5 protein-coding genes are annotated in these 21,998 nt (G+C 45.3%); all 5 read left to right on the top strand.

Annotated features, from left to right (window positions below; translation table 11 throughout):
• Window positions 1-686: 686 nt before the first annotated feature.
• Genes siiA through siiE form a run of 5 tightly spaced genes read left to right on the top strand, consistent with a single transcriptional unit; the run spans window position 687 to window position 21,989 of the window.
• Window positions 687-1,319 (top strand): SPI-4 type I secretion system auxiliary protein SiiA, encoded by a 633-nt coding sequence (siiA, locus tag J4613_RS06380; protein ID WP_000389231.1) that lies wholly within the window; start codon window positions 687-689, stop codon window positions 1,317-1,319.
• A complete protein-coding gene (locus tag J4613_RS06385; RefSeq protein ID WP_000875179.1) occupies window positions 1,316-2,704 on the top strand; it encodes a MotA/TolQ/ExbB proton channel family protein in 1,389 nt (462 codons plus the stop codon). The genes siiA and J4613_RS06385 overlap by 4 nt, the downstream gene beginning before the upstream one ends.
• Window positions 2,694-4,013 carry an SPI-4 type I secretion system protein SiiC gene (gene siiC / locus J4613_RS06390; protein WP_001670706.1) on the top strand — a complete coding sequence of 440 codons (1,320 nt, stop codon included), beginning with the start codon at window positions 2,694-2,696 and terminating at the stop codon, window positions 4,011-4,013. Before J4613_RS06385 ends, siiC begins: the two co-directional genes overlap by 11 nt.
• Complete coding sequence (gene siiD / locus J4613_RS06395) at window positions 4,010-5,287, top strand: SPI-4 type I secretion system protein SiiD (protein ID WP_001081935.1); 1,278 nt, start codon at window positions 4,010-4,012, stop codon at window positions 5,285-5,287. The genes siiC and siiD overlap by 4 nt, the downstream gene beginning before the upstream one ends.
• 16 nt (window positions 5,288-5,303) lie before the next feature.
• On the top strand, window positions 5,304-21,989 hold the full coding sequence (siiE, locus tag J4613_RS06400) for a non-fimbrial adhesin SiiE (protein ID WP_111742514.1): 16,686 nt from the start codon (window positions 5,304-5,306) through the stop codon (window positions 21,987-21,989).
• Window positions 21,990-21,998: the final 9 nt, after the last annotated feature.

A 21,998-nucleotide genomic window follows, 5' to 3' on the forward strand; every position in this document is an offset into this window, starting at 1 on the left:
GTTTGCTTTAGCTTGTGATGAGCTCAAATATGATATGTGTATCTTGCTTTATTTTTAATTGCTGAAGATAAAATTGTTACTTATAGCTGGCTTTATATAAAAAATGGTTTTATTTGTGTATTTTTTTACACAATTCTGATTTTTTACTCCCCACTTATTATATTTTCAATGATTTAAGTTATATTGAAGTCCCTATGACCCTATGTTTTAATTGTGAAAATTCATTTTATCCTCTGGAGGCAAATTTATTAAATACGTATGGTTATAACGCGTATTAAAAAGAAATATGTCCTTAAAATGATTTAGAGTTTCAATGATTAGCTAACAAATCTATTTATCGGCGGGTGGTTTTAATTTGCTGATGACTATTTTTTATTTATGAGCTGAGAGCTTATGCGATACCTATTATTGGGGAGGATATAGTTAGTGCAATAATTGATGTCTACCTAATTAAAAAAATGAAGAGTGTTTTTAATTAAAGCACTCATCTTTGTTGTGGGCGCATAAAAATGGCGTCGTTGTTTTTATTTTTCTGATTACGAGATGTAAGAAAACTGAAATCTATAAAGCGTATTGGTAGCAGTAAGCCAAGGGCGGTAGCGTTCACTTTCTGAATAAGTTGAGCATCCTTTATCCTTTCTAATCCACAAAAACATTTTATTCACAATGTAATATCAGGAGACAACATGGAAGACGAAAGTAATCCGTGGCCTAGTTTTGTTGATACATTCTCTACGGTATTGTGTATTTTTATATTTCTTATGTTGGTGTTTGCACTTAATAATATGATTATTATGTATGACAACTCAATTAAAGTTTATAAAGCAAATATAGAGAATAAGACTAAATCTACTGCTCAAAATAGCGGAGCCAATGACGATTCAAATCCTAATGAAATAGTTAATAAGGAAGTGAATACTCAAGATGTGTCGGACGGAATTACTACAATGTCAGGTAAGGAGGTTGGAGTATACGATATCGCCGATGGTCAGAAAACTGATATAACGTCTACAAAAAATGAGCTTGTTATTACGTATCATGGCAGGCTGAGAAGCTTTTCAGAAGAGGATACTCATAAAATAGAGGCTTGGTTAGAAGACAAAACTAATAGTAATTTATTGATAGAAATGGTTATTCCTCAGGCAGACATCTCTTTCTCTGACTCTTTACGACTGGGATATGAACGGGGAATTATTTTAATGAAAGAGATCAAGAAAATATATCCTGATGTAGTTATTGACATGAGTGTTAACTCCGCAGCATCAAGTACAACGAGTAAAGCTATTATCACGACTATTAATAAAAAGGTGTCAGAGTGAAATATATAAATCATTACCGCTATTTGTTTGTCTGTTTTTTTCTTGCCATACTCCCTTTTTTCGCTTTATCTTTTCCCGGTATAAGAGAGTATGTTTTTGATAACTTCATGGTTTCTGCAATTTACAATGGAGTCATTATTGCCATTTATATTACAGGTTCTTTGTGTGCATTATTCACTATTCTTAAAAATATTTCAGCAAAAGACATATTAATAGCTCAGGACGCCAGTAGAAAAAATAGCATTCTTTCTAACCTCAATCAGGTTTTGTTTGCCGGGGAACCCAAACAGTGCGATTTCAATTTGCTGATGGAATTAGATGACAATGTGTCTACCGCCCGTAATCAACGATTGTCATTTATTATGAGCTGTAGCAATGTGTCGACGCTTGTTGGCCTGTTGGGGACGTTTGCGGGTCTGTCTATTACGATTGGTTCAATCGGGAACTTATTGAGCTCGCCATCAGATGTTGGCGGTGATAATGCAAGTAATACACTCAATATGATCGTGACAATGGTAGCGTCGCTTTCTGAACCATTGAAAGGGATGAATACCGCATTTGTATCTTCTATCTATGGTGTTGTTTGCGCCATACTCCTGACCTCACAAAGTGTTTTTGTTCGCAGCTCCTATTCCCTTGTTTCTACGGAAATCAAAAAATTAAAAATCATAAGCAACAGATCCAATAATAAACAACGAAGCCTGCGGGTTGAATCAGAGACGCTTGTAGAATTTAAAGAGTTGTTTAAAGCGTTTTTTGATAACTATCTGTCAGTTGAAAATTTACGGACGCAGGATGAAGAAAAGAAACGAGAGATGCTATCAGATAGCTTTGTCACTTTGCAAAACCGACTATTGGATAACTCAGCAAAACTAGAGCAACTTTCTACGCTGATTGATGGTTATCTGGTAAGCAATAACGAAAATACCAAAAAATTAGTTGACGGTGTAATAACAATTACCTCTCGTTTATCTGAAGGTAATACCCTGCTTGCTGATAATAATGCACGACTGGAGGCAATGAGTACAATACAAAATATTATAGACAAAAAGAATGATTCAATAATGGCATCAGTTGATAAATGCTATCAGGAATCTCTTTCACATGGTAAGACCATAAACGATATTGCCGCTGGCAGTGCCGATATTTCTCATACTCTCGATGGGCTGAGAAAAGAAATGGATGAGGATATGAATAATGTTCATTTAGCGCTATCCGATCTATCGGCTACTGATAAAAAGATTATTGCCAATACTAAAGAGATTAGTGCTGAAATGGTTAGCTACCGTGATACCTATATGCCATTAATGGAAAAAATAACATCTATGCATCAGGAAATAGTAAAGCAACGTTTGTTAAACAAGGAGGAAAAAAATGAAGATTAAGATGTTTTTTCTGACGACTGCTTTTATTACACAAAGCACATACGCCAGCGAGCTTCCGGTCATTCCTCTAAGAGATTTAGTTAATGCCGCATTAACGCATCAGCCCTCTGTTGCTGTTTCATATTATGAGACTGAAAAGAAAAACAGTGACTTAGATCTTTCACGGGCAGCACTTTATCCTACCCTGGATCTAACATCTGGCCTTAATAATAACAGGAAAGAGTCATCAGGTACCGAGAGGAACGTTGAAAATAAGGTGTCTTTATCATACCGAATAACGGATTTTGGAGTGAGGGGGGCTAATATCAGGAAATCTGAATATGAAAGAGATAATAGTAAAACTGACTATGAAAAAACAAAGAATATAGTGTCTCAGGAGGTTGTGACAACCTATTACAACATCAGTAAATATCGTGAAATGATTGATGGCGTAAATCTGGAGAAAGAGTTTTATAAAAAGATGCTGGAAACTTTTTCGTTGCTGGTATCTTCCGGTGTAGCGATGCAATCTGATATGCGTAAAGTACAAGTATCTATCGATGCATTAAATACCAGAAGCATTATGTATCAGTCGATGTTGGATGATGAAATGTATAAAATGCAGAATATGACTGGTCTGAATTTATCACCAGATCAGATTCAAAGCGATGAAAAATTCAACCTCTTCAAAAAATATATCTTTGTCGAAAGCCCTGAAAAACTTATGGACATGGTGATGAAATACAACGATGACTATAAGATGCTTGTCAATACCCGAAAAGCCGCGACCGAAGATATTAATGCCGCAAAATCATCCTATTTTCCGACTGTAGATCTTGTTTCCAGCTATGTACAGAATAACCCGAGCGGTAGTGCCAAAAAAAGTGATTATGAAGATGAATTTAAAACGGGTATCAATGTCAGTTTCAACATTTTTAATGGGTTCAGAAATTCAGCCCAGGAAAGAAAAATGGTGGCAAGTTACTCGCAGGCTAAGCTGCAAATTGACGATTTTTTGATTAAAACGCGTTATAACATTGATTCACAACTTTCAAGATACGCCGCTGCAAAAGAGACTTACTCAGTGGCGGAACGTTCACATACAAACGCGTTACAGCTTACTGAATTATATGAGCAGGAGTTTCAGTTAGGGCAAAAAAGTTTGCTTGATTTAATTTCAAGCCGTAATGAAGCATTTCAGGCATATGTAAGCATGATCGACAGCAAATATAGCCTGTATATTTTAAAGCTACAGCAACTCTCATTGATTTTTCATTTAATGGATTATTTAAAAGGAAATACTGAAAGTGAGTTAAATGTAATGAAATGAATAGAAGACAAAGCGATCATCTCATGATGATAATTATTTCTTTGACGATCTTAATTATTATCCTTACCTACTTTATAGAAATTAATTCAGTGGTTCATGGTCAGGGCGTTATCACTACTAAAGATAATGCTCAGTTAATATCTCTTTCTAAAGGAGGGACGATACAAGATATTTATGTAGCCGAGGGTGATACTGTAAAAAAAGGAGAACTCCTTGCAAAGGTCGTTAACCTTGATCTGCAAAAAGAATATCAAAGGTATAGAACTCAAAAAGGGTATCTGGATAAAGATGTTAACGAAATATCTTTCATTCTTGATAAAGAAAATGAGAGTGGGTTGATTACCCTGGATGGCACCCGTTCTTTAAGCAATAAAGAGGTAAAAGCGAATATTGAATTAGTGCATAGTCAGATAAGAGCTAAAGAGTTAAAAAAAACCTCTCTTGATTCTGAGATTAGCGGATTACAAGAGAAGCTGAGTTCGAAAGAAAAAGAACTCGCATTGCTTGCCGAAGAAATAAATATTCTCTCCCCACTGGTAAAAAAAGGAATTAGCCCATATACCAATTTTCTTAACAAGAAACAGGCGTATATAAAAGTTAAGTCTGAAATTAATGATATTGAAAGTAGCATCACTTTAAAAAAAGATGATATTGAGTTGGTTGTTAATGATATTGAGGCGCTTAATAATGAATTGCGACTATCTTTATCTAAAATAATATCTAAAAATCTTCAGGAACTTGAGGTTGTTAACTCTACATTAAAAGTAATAGAGAAGCAGATAAATGAGGAGGATATCTATTCACCGGTTGACGGTGTAATTTATAAAATCAATAAAAGTGCCACTACTCATGGTGGTGTGATTCAGGCGGCGGACTTACTTTTTGAAATAAAACCAAAAGTAAGGACTATGCTGGCCGATGTGAAAATATTACCCAAATACCGTGACCAAATATATGTAGATGAAGCCGTTAAACTGGATGTGCAGTCAATTATCCAACCAAAGATAAAATCGTATAATGCGACTATCGATAATATTAGCCCTGATTCCTATGAGGAAAATACCGGAGGAACAATTCAGCGTTATTATAAAGTAATTATTGCATTCGATGTTAATGAAGATGATTTACGGTGGTTAAAACCAGGTATGACTGTTGACGCCAGTGTAATTACCGGAAAACACAGCATTATGGAATACCTGTTATCTCCCTTGATGAAAGGCGTGGACAAAGCCTTTTCAGAACCAGTTAATACTAAACGATTAGATACACCTTGAGAGTGAATATAATATTATGGGAAATAAAAGCATACAAAAGTTTTTTGCCGATCAAAATTCTGTAATTGATTTATCTTCTTTGGGTAATGCCAAAGGCGCAAAAGTTTCTCTTTCCGGGCCAGACATGAACATTACCACGCCGCGTGGTTCAGTGATCATTGTCAATGGCGCTCTTTATTCAAGTATCAAAGGCAATAACCTCGCTGTTAAATTTAAAGATAAGACTATTACCGGCGCTAAAATTCTGGGCAGCGTAGATTTAAAAGATATTCAACTGGAGAGAATTGACAGCTCATTGGTTGATTCTGCTCAGGTAGAAAAGAAAGGTAATGGCAAACGACGAAATAAGAAGGAAGAAGAGGAATTAAAAAAGCAGCTTGACGATGCTGAAAACGCAAAGAAAGAAGCTGATAAGGCGAAGGAAGAAGCAGAGAAAGCTAAGGAGGCAGCAGAAAAAGCGCTCAATGAAGCGTTTGAAGTACAGAACTCGTCAAAGCAAATTGAAGAAATGCTGCAGAACTTTTTGGCTGACAATGTAGCAAAAGACAATTTGGCTCAGCAAAGCGATGCTTCCCAGCAAAATACACAGGCTAAAGCAACGCAGGCTTCTAAACAGAACGATGCTGAAAAAGTTCTTCCTCAACCTATTAATAAAAATACCAGTACTGGCAAAAGTAATAGCAGTAAAAATGAGGAAAATAAGCTCGATGCCGAGTCTGTTAAAGAGCCGCTTAAAGTCACATTAGCGCTTGCGGCCGAAAGTAACAGCGGTAGCAAAGATGATAGTATAACTAATTTTACCAAACCTCAGTTTGTAGGTAGCACTGCTCCCAATGCCACGGTCATTATTAAAATTAATGGTATTGCTGTCGGTCAGGCTGTAGCGGATAGTTTGGGTAACTTCACCTTTACAGCGCCTGAAACATTGACTGATGGAACATACAATCTGGAGGCAGAGGCCAAGACTGCTGATGGGAGCGGTAGCGCCAAACTTGTCATTACTATCGATTCCGTTACCGATAAGCCAACATTTGAACTTTCGCCTGAAAGTAGTGTGTCCGGTCATAAGGGCTTAACGCCGACCTTGACGCCTTCAATTGTTGGTACGGCGGAAGAGAATGCTAAGGTTGACATTTATGTAGATAATAAACTGGTTGCCAGCGTTGATGTCGATAAAGATGGAAACTGGAGTTATGAATTTAAGGATAATGAATTATCTGAGGGCGAAAATAGTATAAAAGTCGTTGCTGTAGATAAAGCAGGTAATAAAAACGAAACGACGGATAGTATCATAACCGACACCATTCCTCCGGAAAAGCCGACGATTGAGCTGGATGATAGTAGTGATTCCGGCATTAAAAATGACAACATTACAAATAGCACTCTGCCAACATTTATTGGTGTGGCGGAACCTGGTTCTACAGTCTCTATTTATCTTGGGCTTAAACATCTTGGTGAGGTCATTGTTGCTAAAGATGGGACATGGAGCTATACGCTTACTACGCCGCTCAAGGATGGCGAATACAATATAACAGCAACAGCTACTGATATTGCCGGGCATACCTCTGCGACGGCAAATCTGCCTTTTACTATTGATACCCGTATCAGCTATTTCAGCGCTGAGATTGAAACGACTGATGATAGCGGTATTGTCGGCGATAACGTTACTAACAATACTCGCCCAACCTTTACAGGTAAAACTGAGCCAAATGCTATTATCAGTGTCATAAATAGTGAGACTGGCGAAGAGGTTATTTTTAAAGCGAATGACAAGGGCGAATGGACATTCAATTTCACTTCCGACTCAGTGGAAGGGATTAACAATCTTACGTTCACTGTTGAAGATGTCGCTGGCAACAAAAAGGATTTTTCCTTTAGTTACGTTATCGATACTATTGCCCCTGTACCTCCGACGGTTTCTTTGGAGGACTTTGTTGTTTTACCGAATGGTATAATTTTATCAGGGAATGATTTACCGGCTTTAGTCGGTACGGCAGAGCCAAAGTCTACCATCTTATTGATGCGAGATGGTAAATTATATGACAGCATTGAGGTTGACTCAAACGGGACCTGGAATTATCAGTTTAGTAATAAATTTCTTCAGGGCGCCTATGATATTGAAATCATCTCTCAGGATGCCGCCGGTAATAAATCCTCTACTGTTAAATATTCTTTTACTATTCAAACTGAAGTTGTACCTCCAAAAGCGGAACTCGATGCCAGTGATGATTCCGGTGCAAAAGGCGACTGGATTACCAATAAACATAATGCTCTGACATTACTGGGAACAGCTGATAGGTTTGCTACCGTAAATATCCTTATCGATGGTAAAACGATAGGCGTGACGACTGCGGATGCAGACGGTAACTGGAATTTTGATATTTCCCGAAATCTGTCTGACAATGTTTATAAGATTACGGTTGAATCCATCGATCCTTTAGGAAGAACGTCATCTGTAGATTATCAGCTTACCATTGATAGCTTTACGCCGATCCCTACTGTTATGTTGCATGATAGCGCTGACTCTGGCGTTAAAGGCGATATGATTACTAAAATTAATACGCCGTTGTTTACCGGGATGGCTGAAGCTAATGCTAAGGTTTCCATCTATGTTGACGGTGTGTTAAGTGGTGAGGCTATTGCTGGCGATGATGGTGTATGGAATTTTCAATTTACCACAGCGTTATCTGATGGCTCGCATGACGTAACGGTAAAGGTAGAAGATATTGCCGGTAATACTGCCTCCTCATCAGCGTATAATTTCCAAATCGTAACGCAAACGCAAAAACCAACAATAGAGTTGGTCAACGATACGGGGGTTGATAATACAGACCATATTATTAATGAAAAGAATCCTGCACTGACAGGAACCGCTGCACCCTATTCAACGGTTAAACTCTATATTGATGGCGCACTGATCGCTGAGGTCAGAACAAATAAAGATGGCAGATGGGAGTATACCCTGAAAGCCGATCAAGGTTTGGTTGATGGCGATCATAGAATAACCGCTTCAGTTGAAGATATCGCTGGCAACATTGCTCATTCGGATCCTTTCTTAATTAGCGTCGATACTGCTATTTCAATACCGATAGTTTCATTGAGCCCGGATTCAGATTCGGGAATTGCAGATGATAATTTAACGAATATCGTTAAACCTACCTTGCACCTAAAAGATATTGATCCGGACATTATCAGTGTTCAGGTATGGGATGCCGCGTCTGATACGCAGATCGGTGTTGCCACGCAACAACCTGATGGTTCATGGGCCTATACCTTTACTTCAGATTTAACGGAAGGCTTGCATCAGGTTTATGTCAAGGTTGAGGACATTGCGGGTAATAAAGCGAACAGCGCGGTATTCGATTTTACTATCGATACCACAGTATCAACGCCGGTGATTTCCCTGCTTTCTAAGGATGATACGGGGGTTACAGGCGATAACCTGACCAATATCAATAAGCCAGGTTTTGCTATTTCCGGTGTTGATGCTGATGCGCATCGGGTCGTCGTACAGGTGATGCACAATGGCGTGAGCGAAGAGATCGAACTTTCCCACCTCAATGGTAGTTGGTTATTTATACCAGGGAATACGTGGGCGGATGGCAGCTACACGTTAACGGTGAAAGTAGAAGATAAGGCAGGAAATACCAACTACTCAGCGCCGCTGACGGTCGTTATCGATACCCAAATCGCCATTGATGGGGTGGAACTGGTCAACGATAGCGGCGTGAAAGGCGATAATATGACCAACGACGACCGTCCCCACTTTCGTGTGACGGTACCTACGGATGTCAATGAAGTCCGTCTGAGCATTGACGGTGGTAATTCGTGGGTTCAGGCAACTCCGGGCGTGGCAGGAAGCTGGGAGTATATCTGGCCGACAGACCTGGCAGATGGTCAATACACGCTAACGGTGGAAGCGACTGATAAAGCAGGCAATACAGTGACGAAGACCATCGATTTCGCGGTGGATACCACGCTGTCAGTGCCGGTCATCGTACTGGATAGCGCGGACGACACCGGCATCCAGGGCGATAACATGACGAATAGCACCCAGCCGACATTTGCCCTGCAGCATATTGATGATGATGCCGTTCGCGTTACGGTCAGCGTGGAGCATGGCGGCGTCACCACCACATTTGACGCCACGAAAGGCACAGGCGGATGGAGCTTTACGCCGACAGGGGCGTGGGCGGATGGTGATTATACCCTGAGTGTGTCAGTCGAAGATAAAGCGGGGAACACCAGCCATTCTGCATCGTTGACGGTGACGGTGGACACGCAAATCGCCATTAATAACATTGAACTGGTCAATGACAGCGGTATTCCCAACGATAATCTGACTAATAACGTGCGTCCGCACTTCCAGGTGACGGTACCGACGGATGTCAACGTGGTGCGCCTGAGCATTGACGGCGGCAAGACGTGGTTCAACGCTACCCAGAGCGCGACGCCGGGCGCTTGGGATTATATCTGGCCGGATGATGTGGCCGACGGAGGCTATACCCTGACGGTAGAGGCGACCGACAAGGCGGGAAACAAGACGACGCAGGAACTTGATTTCACCATCGATACCACTCTGTCTGTGCCGACCCTCTCGCTGGACAGCGCAGATGACAGCGGCATCGCGGGCGATAATATCACCAATGTTAAAACGCCGGGCTTTACCCTCAACAATATTGATACCGATGTCAGCCGGGTGATAGTGGAGGTAATGCACAATGGCATTAAACAGGAGGTGCCACTGGTTCAGACCGGCGGACAGTGGCGCTTTGCGCCGACCAGCGACTGGGCGGACGGCGACTATATCCTGACGGTGAAGGTAGAAGATAGGGCCGGAAATGTGAAGCAGTCCGCGCCGTTGACGGTGACAGTAGACACGCATATCGCCATTGACCGTATTGAACTGGTTAACGACAGCGGTATCCCCGGCGATAATCTGACCAATGAAGCGCGCCCGCACTTTCAGGTGACAGTACCGGCGGATGTTAACGGTGTAAGACTGAGTATTGATGGCGGCAAAACGTGGTTTGACGCCACGCAGAGCGCGACGTCGGGCGTCTGGGATTACACCTGGCTGACGAATGTGGCTAACGGCCCTCACACCCTGATGGTGGAAGCGTCCGACAAGGCGGGAAACAAAACGACGCAGAAACTGGACTTCATCATCGATACCCTGCTGTCAGAACCGACTATTACCCTGGACAGCGCGGATGATAGCGCCGCTGGCGATAACATCACCAACGTTAAGATGCCAGGCTTTACCCTCGGTAATATCGACGCCGACGTGACCAAAGTGGTGGTGACGGTGGCGCATGATGGTAAGAACCAACAGATAGAGTTGATTAAGAACGGCGGTGTGTGGCGCTTTACGCCGGGCGCAGCCTGGACCGATGGCGACTATACGTTGACGGTAAAGGTAGAAGATAAGGCGGGTAATACAAATTATTCTGCGCCGCTGACGGTGACTATCGATACGCAAACGTCTATTGATCGCATTGAGCTTCTTAATGACACGGGTATTGTCGGGGATAACCTGACCAATGAAGCACGTCCACAGTTTCATATTACGGTACCGACGGACGTGAACTCTGTGCAACTGAGTCTTGATGGCGGCATCAACTGGGTTAACGCAACGCTGACGTCTGACGGCGTTTGGGAGTATATATGGCCGACAGATCTGGTCGAAAATACGTATACCCTGACAGTGAAAGCAACCGATGTTGCAGGCAACACGGCGACGGAAACGCTCAATTTTATCATTGATACCACATTGTCGACACCGACCATCACGCTGGATAGCGCAGATGATAGCGGCACCGCCAACGATAATAAGACTAACGTTAAAACGCCGGGTTTTATTATCGGCGGTATTGATTCTGACGTGACTCAGGTCGTCGTGCAGGTGATGCGCGATGGTCACAGCGAGGAGGTGGAGCTGACGCAGACTAACGGGCAGTGGCGTTTTGTACCCGGCAGCGCGTGGACTGATGGCGACTATACGCTGACGGTAACGGTGAAAGATGAGGCGGGTAATATTCGCCACTCAGCGCCGTTGACGGTCACCATCGATACGCAAATCGCCATTGACCATATTGAACTGGTCAATGACAGCGGTATTCCCGACGATAATCTGACTAATAACGTGCGTCCGCACTTCCAGGTGACGGTACCGACTGATGTCAACGTGGTGCGCCTGAGCATTGACGGCGGCAAGACGTGGTTCAACGCGACCCAGAGCGCGACGCCGGGTGTCTGGGATTATACCTGGCTGGCTGATGTGGGAGAGGGGAAGCATACCCTGACAGTGGAGGCGACCGACAAGGCGGGAAACAAAACGACGCAGCAACTGGACTTCATCATCGATACCCTACTGTCAGAGCCGACTATCGTGCTGGACAACACGGACGACAGCGGAACAAAAGGTGATAACCTGACCAACGTAAATAAGCCGACGTTTTTACTGGGCAATATTGACGCAGACGCGCGGTATGTCACGGTTGAGGTGCAGCATGGCGGCACGAAAGAAGTGCTGACGGCCACCAAAGACGCGACCGGCAACTGGAGCGTAACACCGACCGGCACATGGGCTGATGGCGACTATACGCTGACAGTGAGGGTGGAGGATGATGCGGGGAACGAAAAACACTCAGCGTCGCTAACAGTCACTGTTGATACCCAAATCACCATTGATGCTATTGAACTGGTTAATGATAACGGTATTCCCGGCGATAATATGACTAACGACGCCCATCCGCAGTTCCGCGTGACGGTACCGGGGGACGTTAACGAAGTCAGTCTGAGCATTGATGGTGGCGTAACCTGGGTTAAGGCGACACAGAGCGCGACGCCGGGCGTCTGGAATTATACCTGGCCGGGCACCGTGCCGGATGGCGACTATACGCTGAATGTGAAAGCGACTGACAATGCGGGTAATACGGTGACGGAGACACTCCACTTCACTATTGATACCACGCTGTCGACGCCGGTCATCGTACTGGATAGCGCGGACGACACCGGCATCCAGGGCGATAACATGACCAATCGCACCCAGCCGACATTTAACCTGCAACATATTGATGATGATGCCGTTCGCGTTACGGTCAGCGTAGAGCATGGCGGCGTCACCACCACATTTGACGCGACTAAAGACGCAGGCGGATGGACCTTTACGCCGCCGACATCATGGGGAGCGGGCGATTATACCCTGAGTGTGTCAGTCGAAGATAAAGCGGGGAACACCAGCCATTCTGCATCACTGACGGTGACGGTGGACACGCAAATCGCCATTAATAACATTGAACTGGTCAATGACAGCGGTATTCCTGACGATAATCTGACTAATAACGTGCGTCCGCACTTCCAGGTGAAGGTACCGACGGATGTCAACGAGGTACGCCTGAGCATTGACGGCGGCAAGACGTGGTTCAACGCTACCCAGAGCGCGACGCCGGGCGTCTGGGATTATACCTGGCTGGCTGATGTGGGAGAGGGGAAGCATACCCTGACAGTGGAGGCGACCGACAAGGCGGGAAACCAGACGACGCAGAAACTGGACTTCATCATCGATACCCTACTGTCAGAACCGACTATCGTGCTGGACAGCACGGACGACAGCGGAACAAAAGGCGATAACCTGACCAACGCGAATAAGCCGACGTTTATACTGGGCAATATTGACGCAGACGCGCGGTATGTCACGGTTGAGGTGCAGTATGGCGGCACGAAAGAAGTGCTGACGGCCACCAAAGGCGCGACCGGCATCTGGAGCGTGACACCGACCGGCACATGGGCAGATGGCGACTATATGCTGACGGTGAGGGTGGAGGATGATGCGGGGAACGTAAAATACTCAGCGCCGCTGACGGTCACGGTTGATACCCAAATCACCATTGATGTTATTGAACTGGTTAATGATAACGGTATTCCCGGCGACAACCTGACCAATGACGTTCGTCCACACTTCCGCGTCACGGTGCCAGGGGATGTCAACGAGGTACGTCTGAGTATCGACGGCGGTAATACGTGGGTTCGTGCAACACAGGGCACGGCAGGGATCTGGGATTACACCTGGCCGAAAGATGTGACCGACGGGCTACATACCCTGACGGTAGAAGCGACCGATAAGGCGGGAAATAAGACGACGCAGACGCTCGATTTTACCATTGATACCCGGCTGTCAACGCCTACCATCACTATGGATAGCAGGGACGATACAGGTGCCATTGGCGATCATATTACGAGCGTCAAAAGGCCGGGCTTTACCATTGGCAATATTGACGCCGATGCGCAATCGGTCATTTTGCGGATCACACAGGGCGGCAATAGCCAGGAAGTGACACTAACCCAGGTTGGAGGACAGTGGCGCTTTACGCCAGATGCTGACTGGGCGGACGGTAGCTATACACTGACGGTAGAGGTAACGGATAACGCAGGAAACGTTCGTCAGTCCACGCCGCTGATAGTGACGGTAGATACGCAAACCAGCATTACTGATATTACATTGGTCAATGATCATGGCGTGCCTGATGACAATCTAACTAACAGCACCCGTCCGCAGTTTGAGATCACGGTGCCGGCGGATGTGAATTCTGTGCAACTGAGCATTGATGGGGGCGCAAACTGGGTGAGCGCGGCGCAGGGTATTGAAGGCGTCTGGGGCTATACCTGGCCAACGGATATGGGCGATGGAAAACACACCCTAACCGTCATGGTCACCGACAGAGCGGGCAATACGGCGACGCAAACGCTTGAATTTTTCATCGACACCCGGTTGTCGACGCCGACTATTGCGCTGGATAGCACGGATGATACCGGTACGCCTGGCGATGATATGACCAATCGCACCCGACCGACCTTTATTCTGCAGAATATCGATTCGGATGTTATCAACGTTACAGTCAGCGTCACGCATAATGGAACGACAACCTCGTTTACCGCGACACAGGGGGCTGGAGGCTGGAGCTTTACACCGCCAGCGCCGTGGGGCGACGGTGATTATACGCTGACGGTGACAGTGGAGGATCGGGCGGGAAATACGCGTCCGTCTACGCCGCTGACGGTGACAGTGGATACGCAAATAGCCATTGATCATATTGAATTAGTCAACGATAGCGGCGTCCCTGGCGATAATGTGACAAAACATGTGCGTCCGCAGTTCCAGATCTCGGTACCGGATGATGTGGAAAAGGTTCTTCTGAGTATTGACGGCGGCACGACCTGGGTTACCGCAATCAAGAGTTCGACGGCTGGCATTTGGGATTACACCTGGCCGACGGATATGCCAGAGGGACAGCATACCCTGACCGTGGAAGTGACTGACGGTGCGGGTAATAAGATGACGGAGACGCTCAATTTCACTATCGACATCACGTTGATGACGCCAACCATTGAGCTGGCGCCCGATCAGGATACCGGACAGAATAAGAACGATAATCTGACCAGCGTCACTCAGCCAGTATTTGTGTTGGGGAGTATCGATAAAGATGTTCGACACGTGGAATTGAGTATTGAGCATAACGGCACGTTTAAAACGGTGGTACTCACCGAATCAGCCGACGGCTGGCGCTATCGACCGGATTCTGCTTTGGCGGACGGTAGCTACACATTCACCGTGACGGTAACAGATGTGGCAGGCAACCAGCAAACATCCGCGCCTTTAAAGGTGACGATAGACGGTACGTTGACTACGCCGGTGATTGAACTGGCAGCTGGCGAAGATAGCGGTACTGTTGGCGATCGCCTCACCAATCACGATCGGCCTGTGTTCGACATACGCCAGGTTGATTCTGACGTTACGCGCGTGATGGTCAAAGTAACTTACAACGGTAAAACGCACGAGGAAGCGGCGGTATTCACCAATGGTCAATGGCGCTTTACGCCTTCTGCGAGCTGGGCTGATGGCTCATATCAGTTAGCCGTTGTGGTGGAAGATCTGGCGGGGAATGTAAAAGAGTCTGCGCCGTTTGAGGTGCGTATTGACACCACGACAACCATTAACAATATCGTATTGCTTAATGATACTGGCGTGCAGAATGATCAATTAACGAATGTTGCCAAACCGTCATTCAGAATTGACGTTCCCGGTGATGTCGTCCAGGTACGCGTAACCCTGGATGGTGGCGCTAACTGGAATGTGATACGCAAAAATGCCGACGGACAGTGGATTTTTGACAGCCCGAATACTCTGGTTGACGGCACATATACCCTTCGCGTAGAGGCCACGGATGAGGCAGGTAATATTGCGAATAAAGATTTAGTATTTAATATCGATACTAATATACAGGTTCCGACTATTGCTTTAGACGCAGGACAAGATACCGGAGCGAATACAGCCGATAATATCACTAATATTTCACGACCCACCTTTACGATTGGTAATGTTGACCCCGATGTTATCAAAGTCGTGGTGACGATTGATGGTCATGATTATAACGCGACTAAGGTTGGGGCTGGTTGGCAATTTACGCCAGGCAATGCCATTCCGGATGGTTCTTATAATATTACCGTTACGGTTGAAGATAAGGCCGGAAATACCGCGACATCGAAACCATTACCTGTTGTGATAGATACGACGGCTGAAATTGAAAGCGTCACGTTGGTTACAGATAGCGGTGATAGCGATGTAGATAACATTACCAAAGTCGACAAGCCGCAGTTTAGTATTGTTACCGCTGATGATATTACCCATGTGCGCGTTAAAATCGATAACGCCGCTAATTGGATTGAACTCACAAAAGGAGGGGATGGCCGCTGGATATTTAATGTCGGTTCGGCATTACCTGATGGGCAACACACTCTCTTGGTTGATGTGACTGATATCGCCGGCAACGTTGCGCAAGAAACGCTGCAGTTTACGATTGATACGACTCTGCGAGAGCCGACAATTGTACTCGATCCCACCCATGATACTGGTGATGATACTAATGATAATCTTACCAGGATTAACAAACCGGTGTTTATTATCGGTAATGTCGATAATGATGTATCACACATTGTGGTTCATATTGATGGTCGGGATTACACCATTGAAAACACAGGGGGGAATTTAACCTTTACGCCGGATCAACCGCTGTCTGACGGTCAGCATACGATCTCTGTTACCGTAACGGATATTGCTGGTAATACCAAAACATCGGCCGAACTGAAGATTGAAATCGACACGCAGGTTCAGATTGACAGTGTTACGTTAACAACAGATAGCGGCGTCAACGATCACGATAATGTCACCAATGCTACCCGTCCCTCTTTTGAAATTGCAACGCCTGATGATGTGACATCGGTGCTGGTTTCTTTCGATGGCGTAAACTGGACGCCCATCAGTAAAAATGCGGCCGGGCAGTGGGAATTTACTGCAGGTAGCGCATTGCCTGATGGTCATTATACTCTCCATGTCCAGGCGACGGATCGGGCAGGGAATACGGCAAATTCCACGCTGGGCTTCACCGTGGATACGCAGATTGACGGCCTGAGCGTCGTGATGCTGGACGACGCCGGAAAGGATTCTACGGATGGTATTACGAATATTACCTCTCCACGTTTTGAAATTTCAGCCAGAGAACCGCTGCAGAGCGTGACGGTAATTTTAAACGGGAAATCCAGCACACTGACTCAGGGGGCAGGTAATAAATGGCTGTTTACCCCTGATACACCGTTAGTGGATGGAACTTACAAAATAGAAATAGTGGCTGAAGATATCGCAGGTAATAAAATTAGCAAAGAGGTATCATTCACAATAGACACTATTGTTTCTGATCCCAGTATTGATTTGCTGGATGCGGATGATACTGGCGAAAGCGCTGTTGATAATATTACGAGTGTCACTAAACCACGTTTCGTTATTGGCAATGTACCCGCCGATATTGATACTGTTGTAATCAGAATTAACGGCGTTTCTTATCCGGTTACGGCAAATGGCAATAACCTCTGGGAATTCCAGGTTCCCGTTGCGTTAAACGATGGCGTATATGAAGCCGTTGTTGTCTTCAGAGATATTGCCGGAAATACTTCTGAAACTAAGCTGCCCTTTACCATTGATACCACGACAAGCGTCAGTGTCAGAATGGAGCCAGCGTCTGATACCGGAAATTCCAATAGCGATAACCTTACGAATAAGCAAAATCCCAAATTCGAAGGTACTGCAGAGCCCAATGCGAAACTGGTGATTACCATTGTTGACGATAAGTCAGGTCGGGAGGTTTTAAAACAAACGATTACGGTTGGCGCTGATGGCAACTGGAGTGTGACGCCGAATATACTGCCGGATGGCATGTATACCATCAACGTCGTCGCAACAGATGTCGCGGGAAATACTGCGCAAACGCAGGAAAGATTCACTATCGATACGGTTACGATCGATCCCACCATTCGCCTTTCGGATCCATCTATTGATGATCAGCATGAAGCAACCAGCCTGCGTCCTGAGTTCAAAGGGTTTGCCGAAGCGTTCTCGACGATTATGATTCAGTGGGATGGGAAAGTGGTCGGCTCCGCAAACGCCAATGCGAATGGCGAATGGAGTTGGACGCCGCCATCAGTATTAGCGCCAGGCTCCTATGTTGTGAGCATTGTTGCCAAAGATAAAGCGGGTAATGAATCGTCGCAGGTCGACTTTCCTGTAGTAATACCTGTTATTGATGTCACGCCTCCAACCATAAAGCTCAGCGAGGAGAGCGATAGTGGTGCCTTAGGAGACTTTACGACGAATAATAAAACGCCGACCCTGATTGGGAGCACGTTACCTAATACGATTGTGAGTATTTATGTGGATGGCGTGAAGGTCGGCGAGGCGACAGCGGATACAGCGGGTCGATATACTTTCCAGTTATCGGAAATGAAAGATGGCCATTATGTCGTCCAGGTGGGTATCGTCAACCCTCGCGATAATAGCGAACTGCGTTCTACCGCCGTTGATGTCACTATCGATACCGAGGTTGCTGAACTGGTATGGAATATATCTGGAATGCATGAGGGCGGATATATCAACACGGTGACGCCGGAGATTGGCGGCACCAGTGAGCCAAACAGCAAAATCACTATCTTTGTGAATGGCGTTGAAAAAGCGATTGCTTATACGACAGGCGCAGGACACTGGGGCGTAGTATTACCCGCTTTGGGTAATGACGGTAATTATGAATTAACGTTTAAAGTTGAAGACGTTGCCGGCAATATCAGAGAGTTTGGTCCGCAGAATGTGATACTGGATACGGTAATTTCGCCGTTAACCGTGGTATTACGCGAAGCTGATGACAGTGGCAAAGTTGGCGACTGGATCACCAATAAATCTCATGTCACCATCGATGGTACTGCCGAAGCCGGAAGTACTTTAACCATCAGGAATCCGCAGGGAGTGGTTATTGCTACCCTGGTGGTAGGCAATGATGGTCGATGGAGCGCAGAATTAGATCTGCGTGAAGGTAGTAATGCCTTTGTCGTGGTATCGGAAGATAAAGCGGGCAACAGCCAACAAAAAGAGATTCTGATAGAACATGATACGCAGATTGAAATCAGCGATATTTCATTAAGTCGGGATACTAATAGCGGTGATAAATATGATCTGATTACCAATAATAAGTCTCCGGTACTGGTTGCCATGACCGATCCCGGCGCGACGGTACAGGTTTATATTAATGGTGTGTTACAAGGCACAGTAGAGGCGAGTTCGTCAGGTAATATTAGCTATACCATGCCGGCAAATAGCGCCGACGGCGAGTATCAGGTGCAATTTGTTGCTACGGATACTGCTGGTAACCGGGTTGAGTCTGCGATTACAACCGTGACAATCGATTCTCAAATTGCTGTCTTTGACATTGATGAAGATTCATTACCGGCCCTCTCTAATAACCGGGCGTTGTCAGTCTCAGGTGTCGGGGAGGCTGGTTCTCAGGTCAGCATCTTTGTCGATGGTAAATTAGTCAACGTTGTTATGGTTGAGGCTGATGGCACATGGCGCGCGCCGATACTGCTGCAAGATGATGGTACGTTTAATATTCATTTCAGCATTACTGACGTTGCTGGCAACACTGAAGTGAGCAAGGATTATAGCGTGGATGTCGATTCATCAACCGACTTCCCAACGCTCAACCTTGAAGATGCGAGCAACTCTGGTTCACTTGACGATCTGATTACTAGTCACAACAAGCCTGTGTTAGTTGGCACCGCAGAAGCGGGAGCCACAATCCATATTTATGTGGATGAAAAGATCGTGGCAAATGTTCTTGTGCTTGAAGATGGAACCTGGTCCTATCAGTTTGATAATGCGTTAAAAGATGGTGAATATTCTATCCGAGTGGTTGCCGAAGACCCGGCAGGTAATACAGCAGAATCGCCTCGCTTACTCGTCACGATAGATACCAGTACGTTTATCGATAATCCTGTTATGATGGCAGGTTCTGATAACGGTATTTTCAGTAATGATAGTATAACGAGTCAAACCCGGCCTGCGTTTAGTATTTATGGAGAAATGAACCAGAGTGTTCAGATTTTCATTGATGGGGTGTTAGTCGATACGATCACGGTGACCGACAGAAATCAAGTTTATCGACCTGAGTCACCGTTGGGCGATGGTTCCCATAGCATTTATTATGTTATCACCGATAAAGCAGGCAACACGGCTACCTCGAAAACGCTAAACTTTACTATCGATACCTTAAATACGACGCCTGTCGCTATTGATTCTATCGGCGGACAAACGTTAGCAGAGATGACCGGTAGTGATGGCAAAATATATATAACGGACACGACACGTAACTTATTGTTTAGTGGCAGTGCCGAGCCCAATAGCAAAATAGAAATCATCATTAATGGCTTAAATGTGGGGGAAGTTTGGGTTAATGACAAAGGCCACTGGCAGATGCCGGTGAACCCGCTTTATTTCACAGAAGGCCAGCTGGATATCACTGTTAAATCTACGGACCGTGCTGGTAACGTAAATCAGGAAAAGTATTCCATTTGGGTCGATACGCATATCCAGGTATTTACCAGCGAGCTTGATGACAATAAATCATCATCGAAAACGGACTGGTGGAGTAATAGCTCCACTATTACCATGAGAGGTATGGGGGAAATTGGCGCTACGGTATCATTAATCGTGGCAGGGGTCACGCTGGCAACCGCTGTCGTTGCGGCTAATGGGCAGTGGGAGTTATCGACCGATCAGCTTCCGGAAGGGAAATACGATATCACGTTGAGTATTGAGGATAACGCAGGCAACCGTAAGGAAGAGGTACATGAAATATTTATTGATCGAACGCCGCCAAACGCTCCGGTCGTAACGTATTCAGATATTGTCAACGATCTAATTATTATGCAGGGGACGGCGGAAGCCAAATCTCAGCTAATAATAACCGATAGTAATGGGAATACTTATACGTTAACCGTTCCTGATAATGGTAAATGGAGTATGGCGATCCCGTATCCATCGGAAGGGAAGTTTACCATTACGAGTGTGGATGCGATTGGTAACCGGAGTGATGATGTCTCTCTCGATATCATGAAAGAGACTCCTGTTATTTCATTATCTCCAGACTCAGACAGTGGTACGGCGGGCGATAATATTACGCGAGATAATCAGCCTACCTTTATTATCGGGAATCTGGAAAGCGATGTTGTGGTCGTTCAGGTCGATATCAATGGGACCGTATATAATGCTGAAAAAAATGCCGATGGCGTTTGGTTCTTTACGCCAGGTACACCGTTAGCTGATGGTTCCTATACGATATCGGTAATCGCAAGCGATGCCGCGGGTAATCAGAAAAACTCGTTACCCATTACCGTTACGATCGACAGTACGCTGACCGTGCCGGAGATTGCGCTGGCAGCAGGTGAAGACAATGGCGCTTCAGACAGCGATAACGTGACGAATCACAATCACACCCAGCCTAAGTTCACGCTGCAGCATATTGATGCTGATGTGACCGGGGTGACTGTAAACGTGACGCATAATGGCGTGACAGACACCTATCAGGCGACGCAAGGCGCGGATGGCTGGACCTTCACGCCGCCAGCCGCCTGGAATGATGGTACCTACACGCTGAGCGTGACGGTGGTGGATCGCGCGGGGAACTCACTGCAATCTGCTTCGCTGGAGGTGACGGTTGACTCAACGGTGACGGTAACAGCGGATAGCCAGCATGACGATGCGAGCGATGACGCCACGCCAACAGCGGTTACTCCACCGGAGTCTGAAACAGTGAATGCCGAAAGCGCTACGCATCTTCGTACAGTGCCGTCTGCGGCGGAAGAAAGCGTGGTGAAGGAGACAGCCTATAGTATTACATTGTTAAACGCTGACTCTGGGGATGAAATAGATCGTTCAATTAGTCAGACACCTTCTTTTGAAATATCAGTACCTGAGAATATTGTTAATGTCAGTGTTATGTTTGAAGGAGAAGAGTTTACTCTGCCGATAACTAACCAGAAAGCAATATTCGAAGTTCCGCTATCTTTGGAAGATGGTGAATATACTATGGACGTGAAATTCATTGATAAGGACGATGATTTCCTGATTAAGGAAAAAACATTCTCAGTCGATCACTCCTCGGCGGATATTGTGAACGCAATGAATGCAAGAGGAAAGACCGAGGATGATATTAATGATTCCCCTTCCACGAGTTCTGTAGGGCACAACAATAACGGCGCTATTGATGTTTTCGCCGTTAATGAAGTTACGCTACCTGTAGATAATCAAGAAGAACACGCATAATAACGGAGG

The sequence above is a fragment of the Salmonella sp. 32020114201800008SM genome, assembly GCF_017572025.1.
Taxonomy (GTDB): domain Bacteria; phylum Pseudomonadota; class Gammaproteobacteria; order Enterobacterales; family Enterobacteriaceae; genus Salmonella; species Salmonella enterica.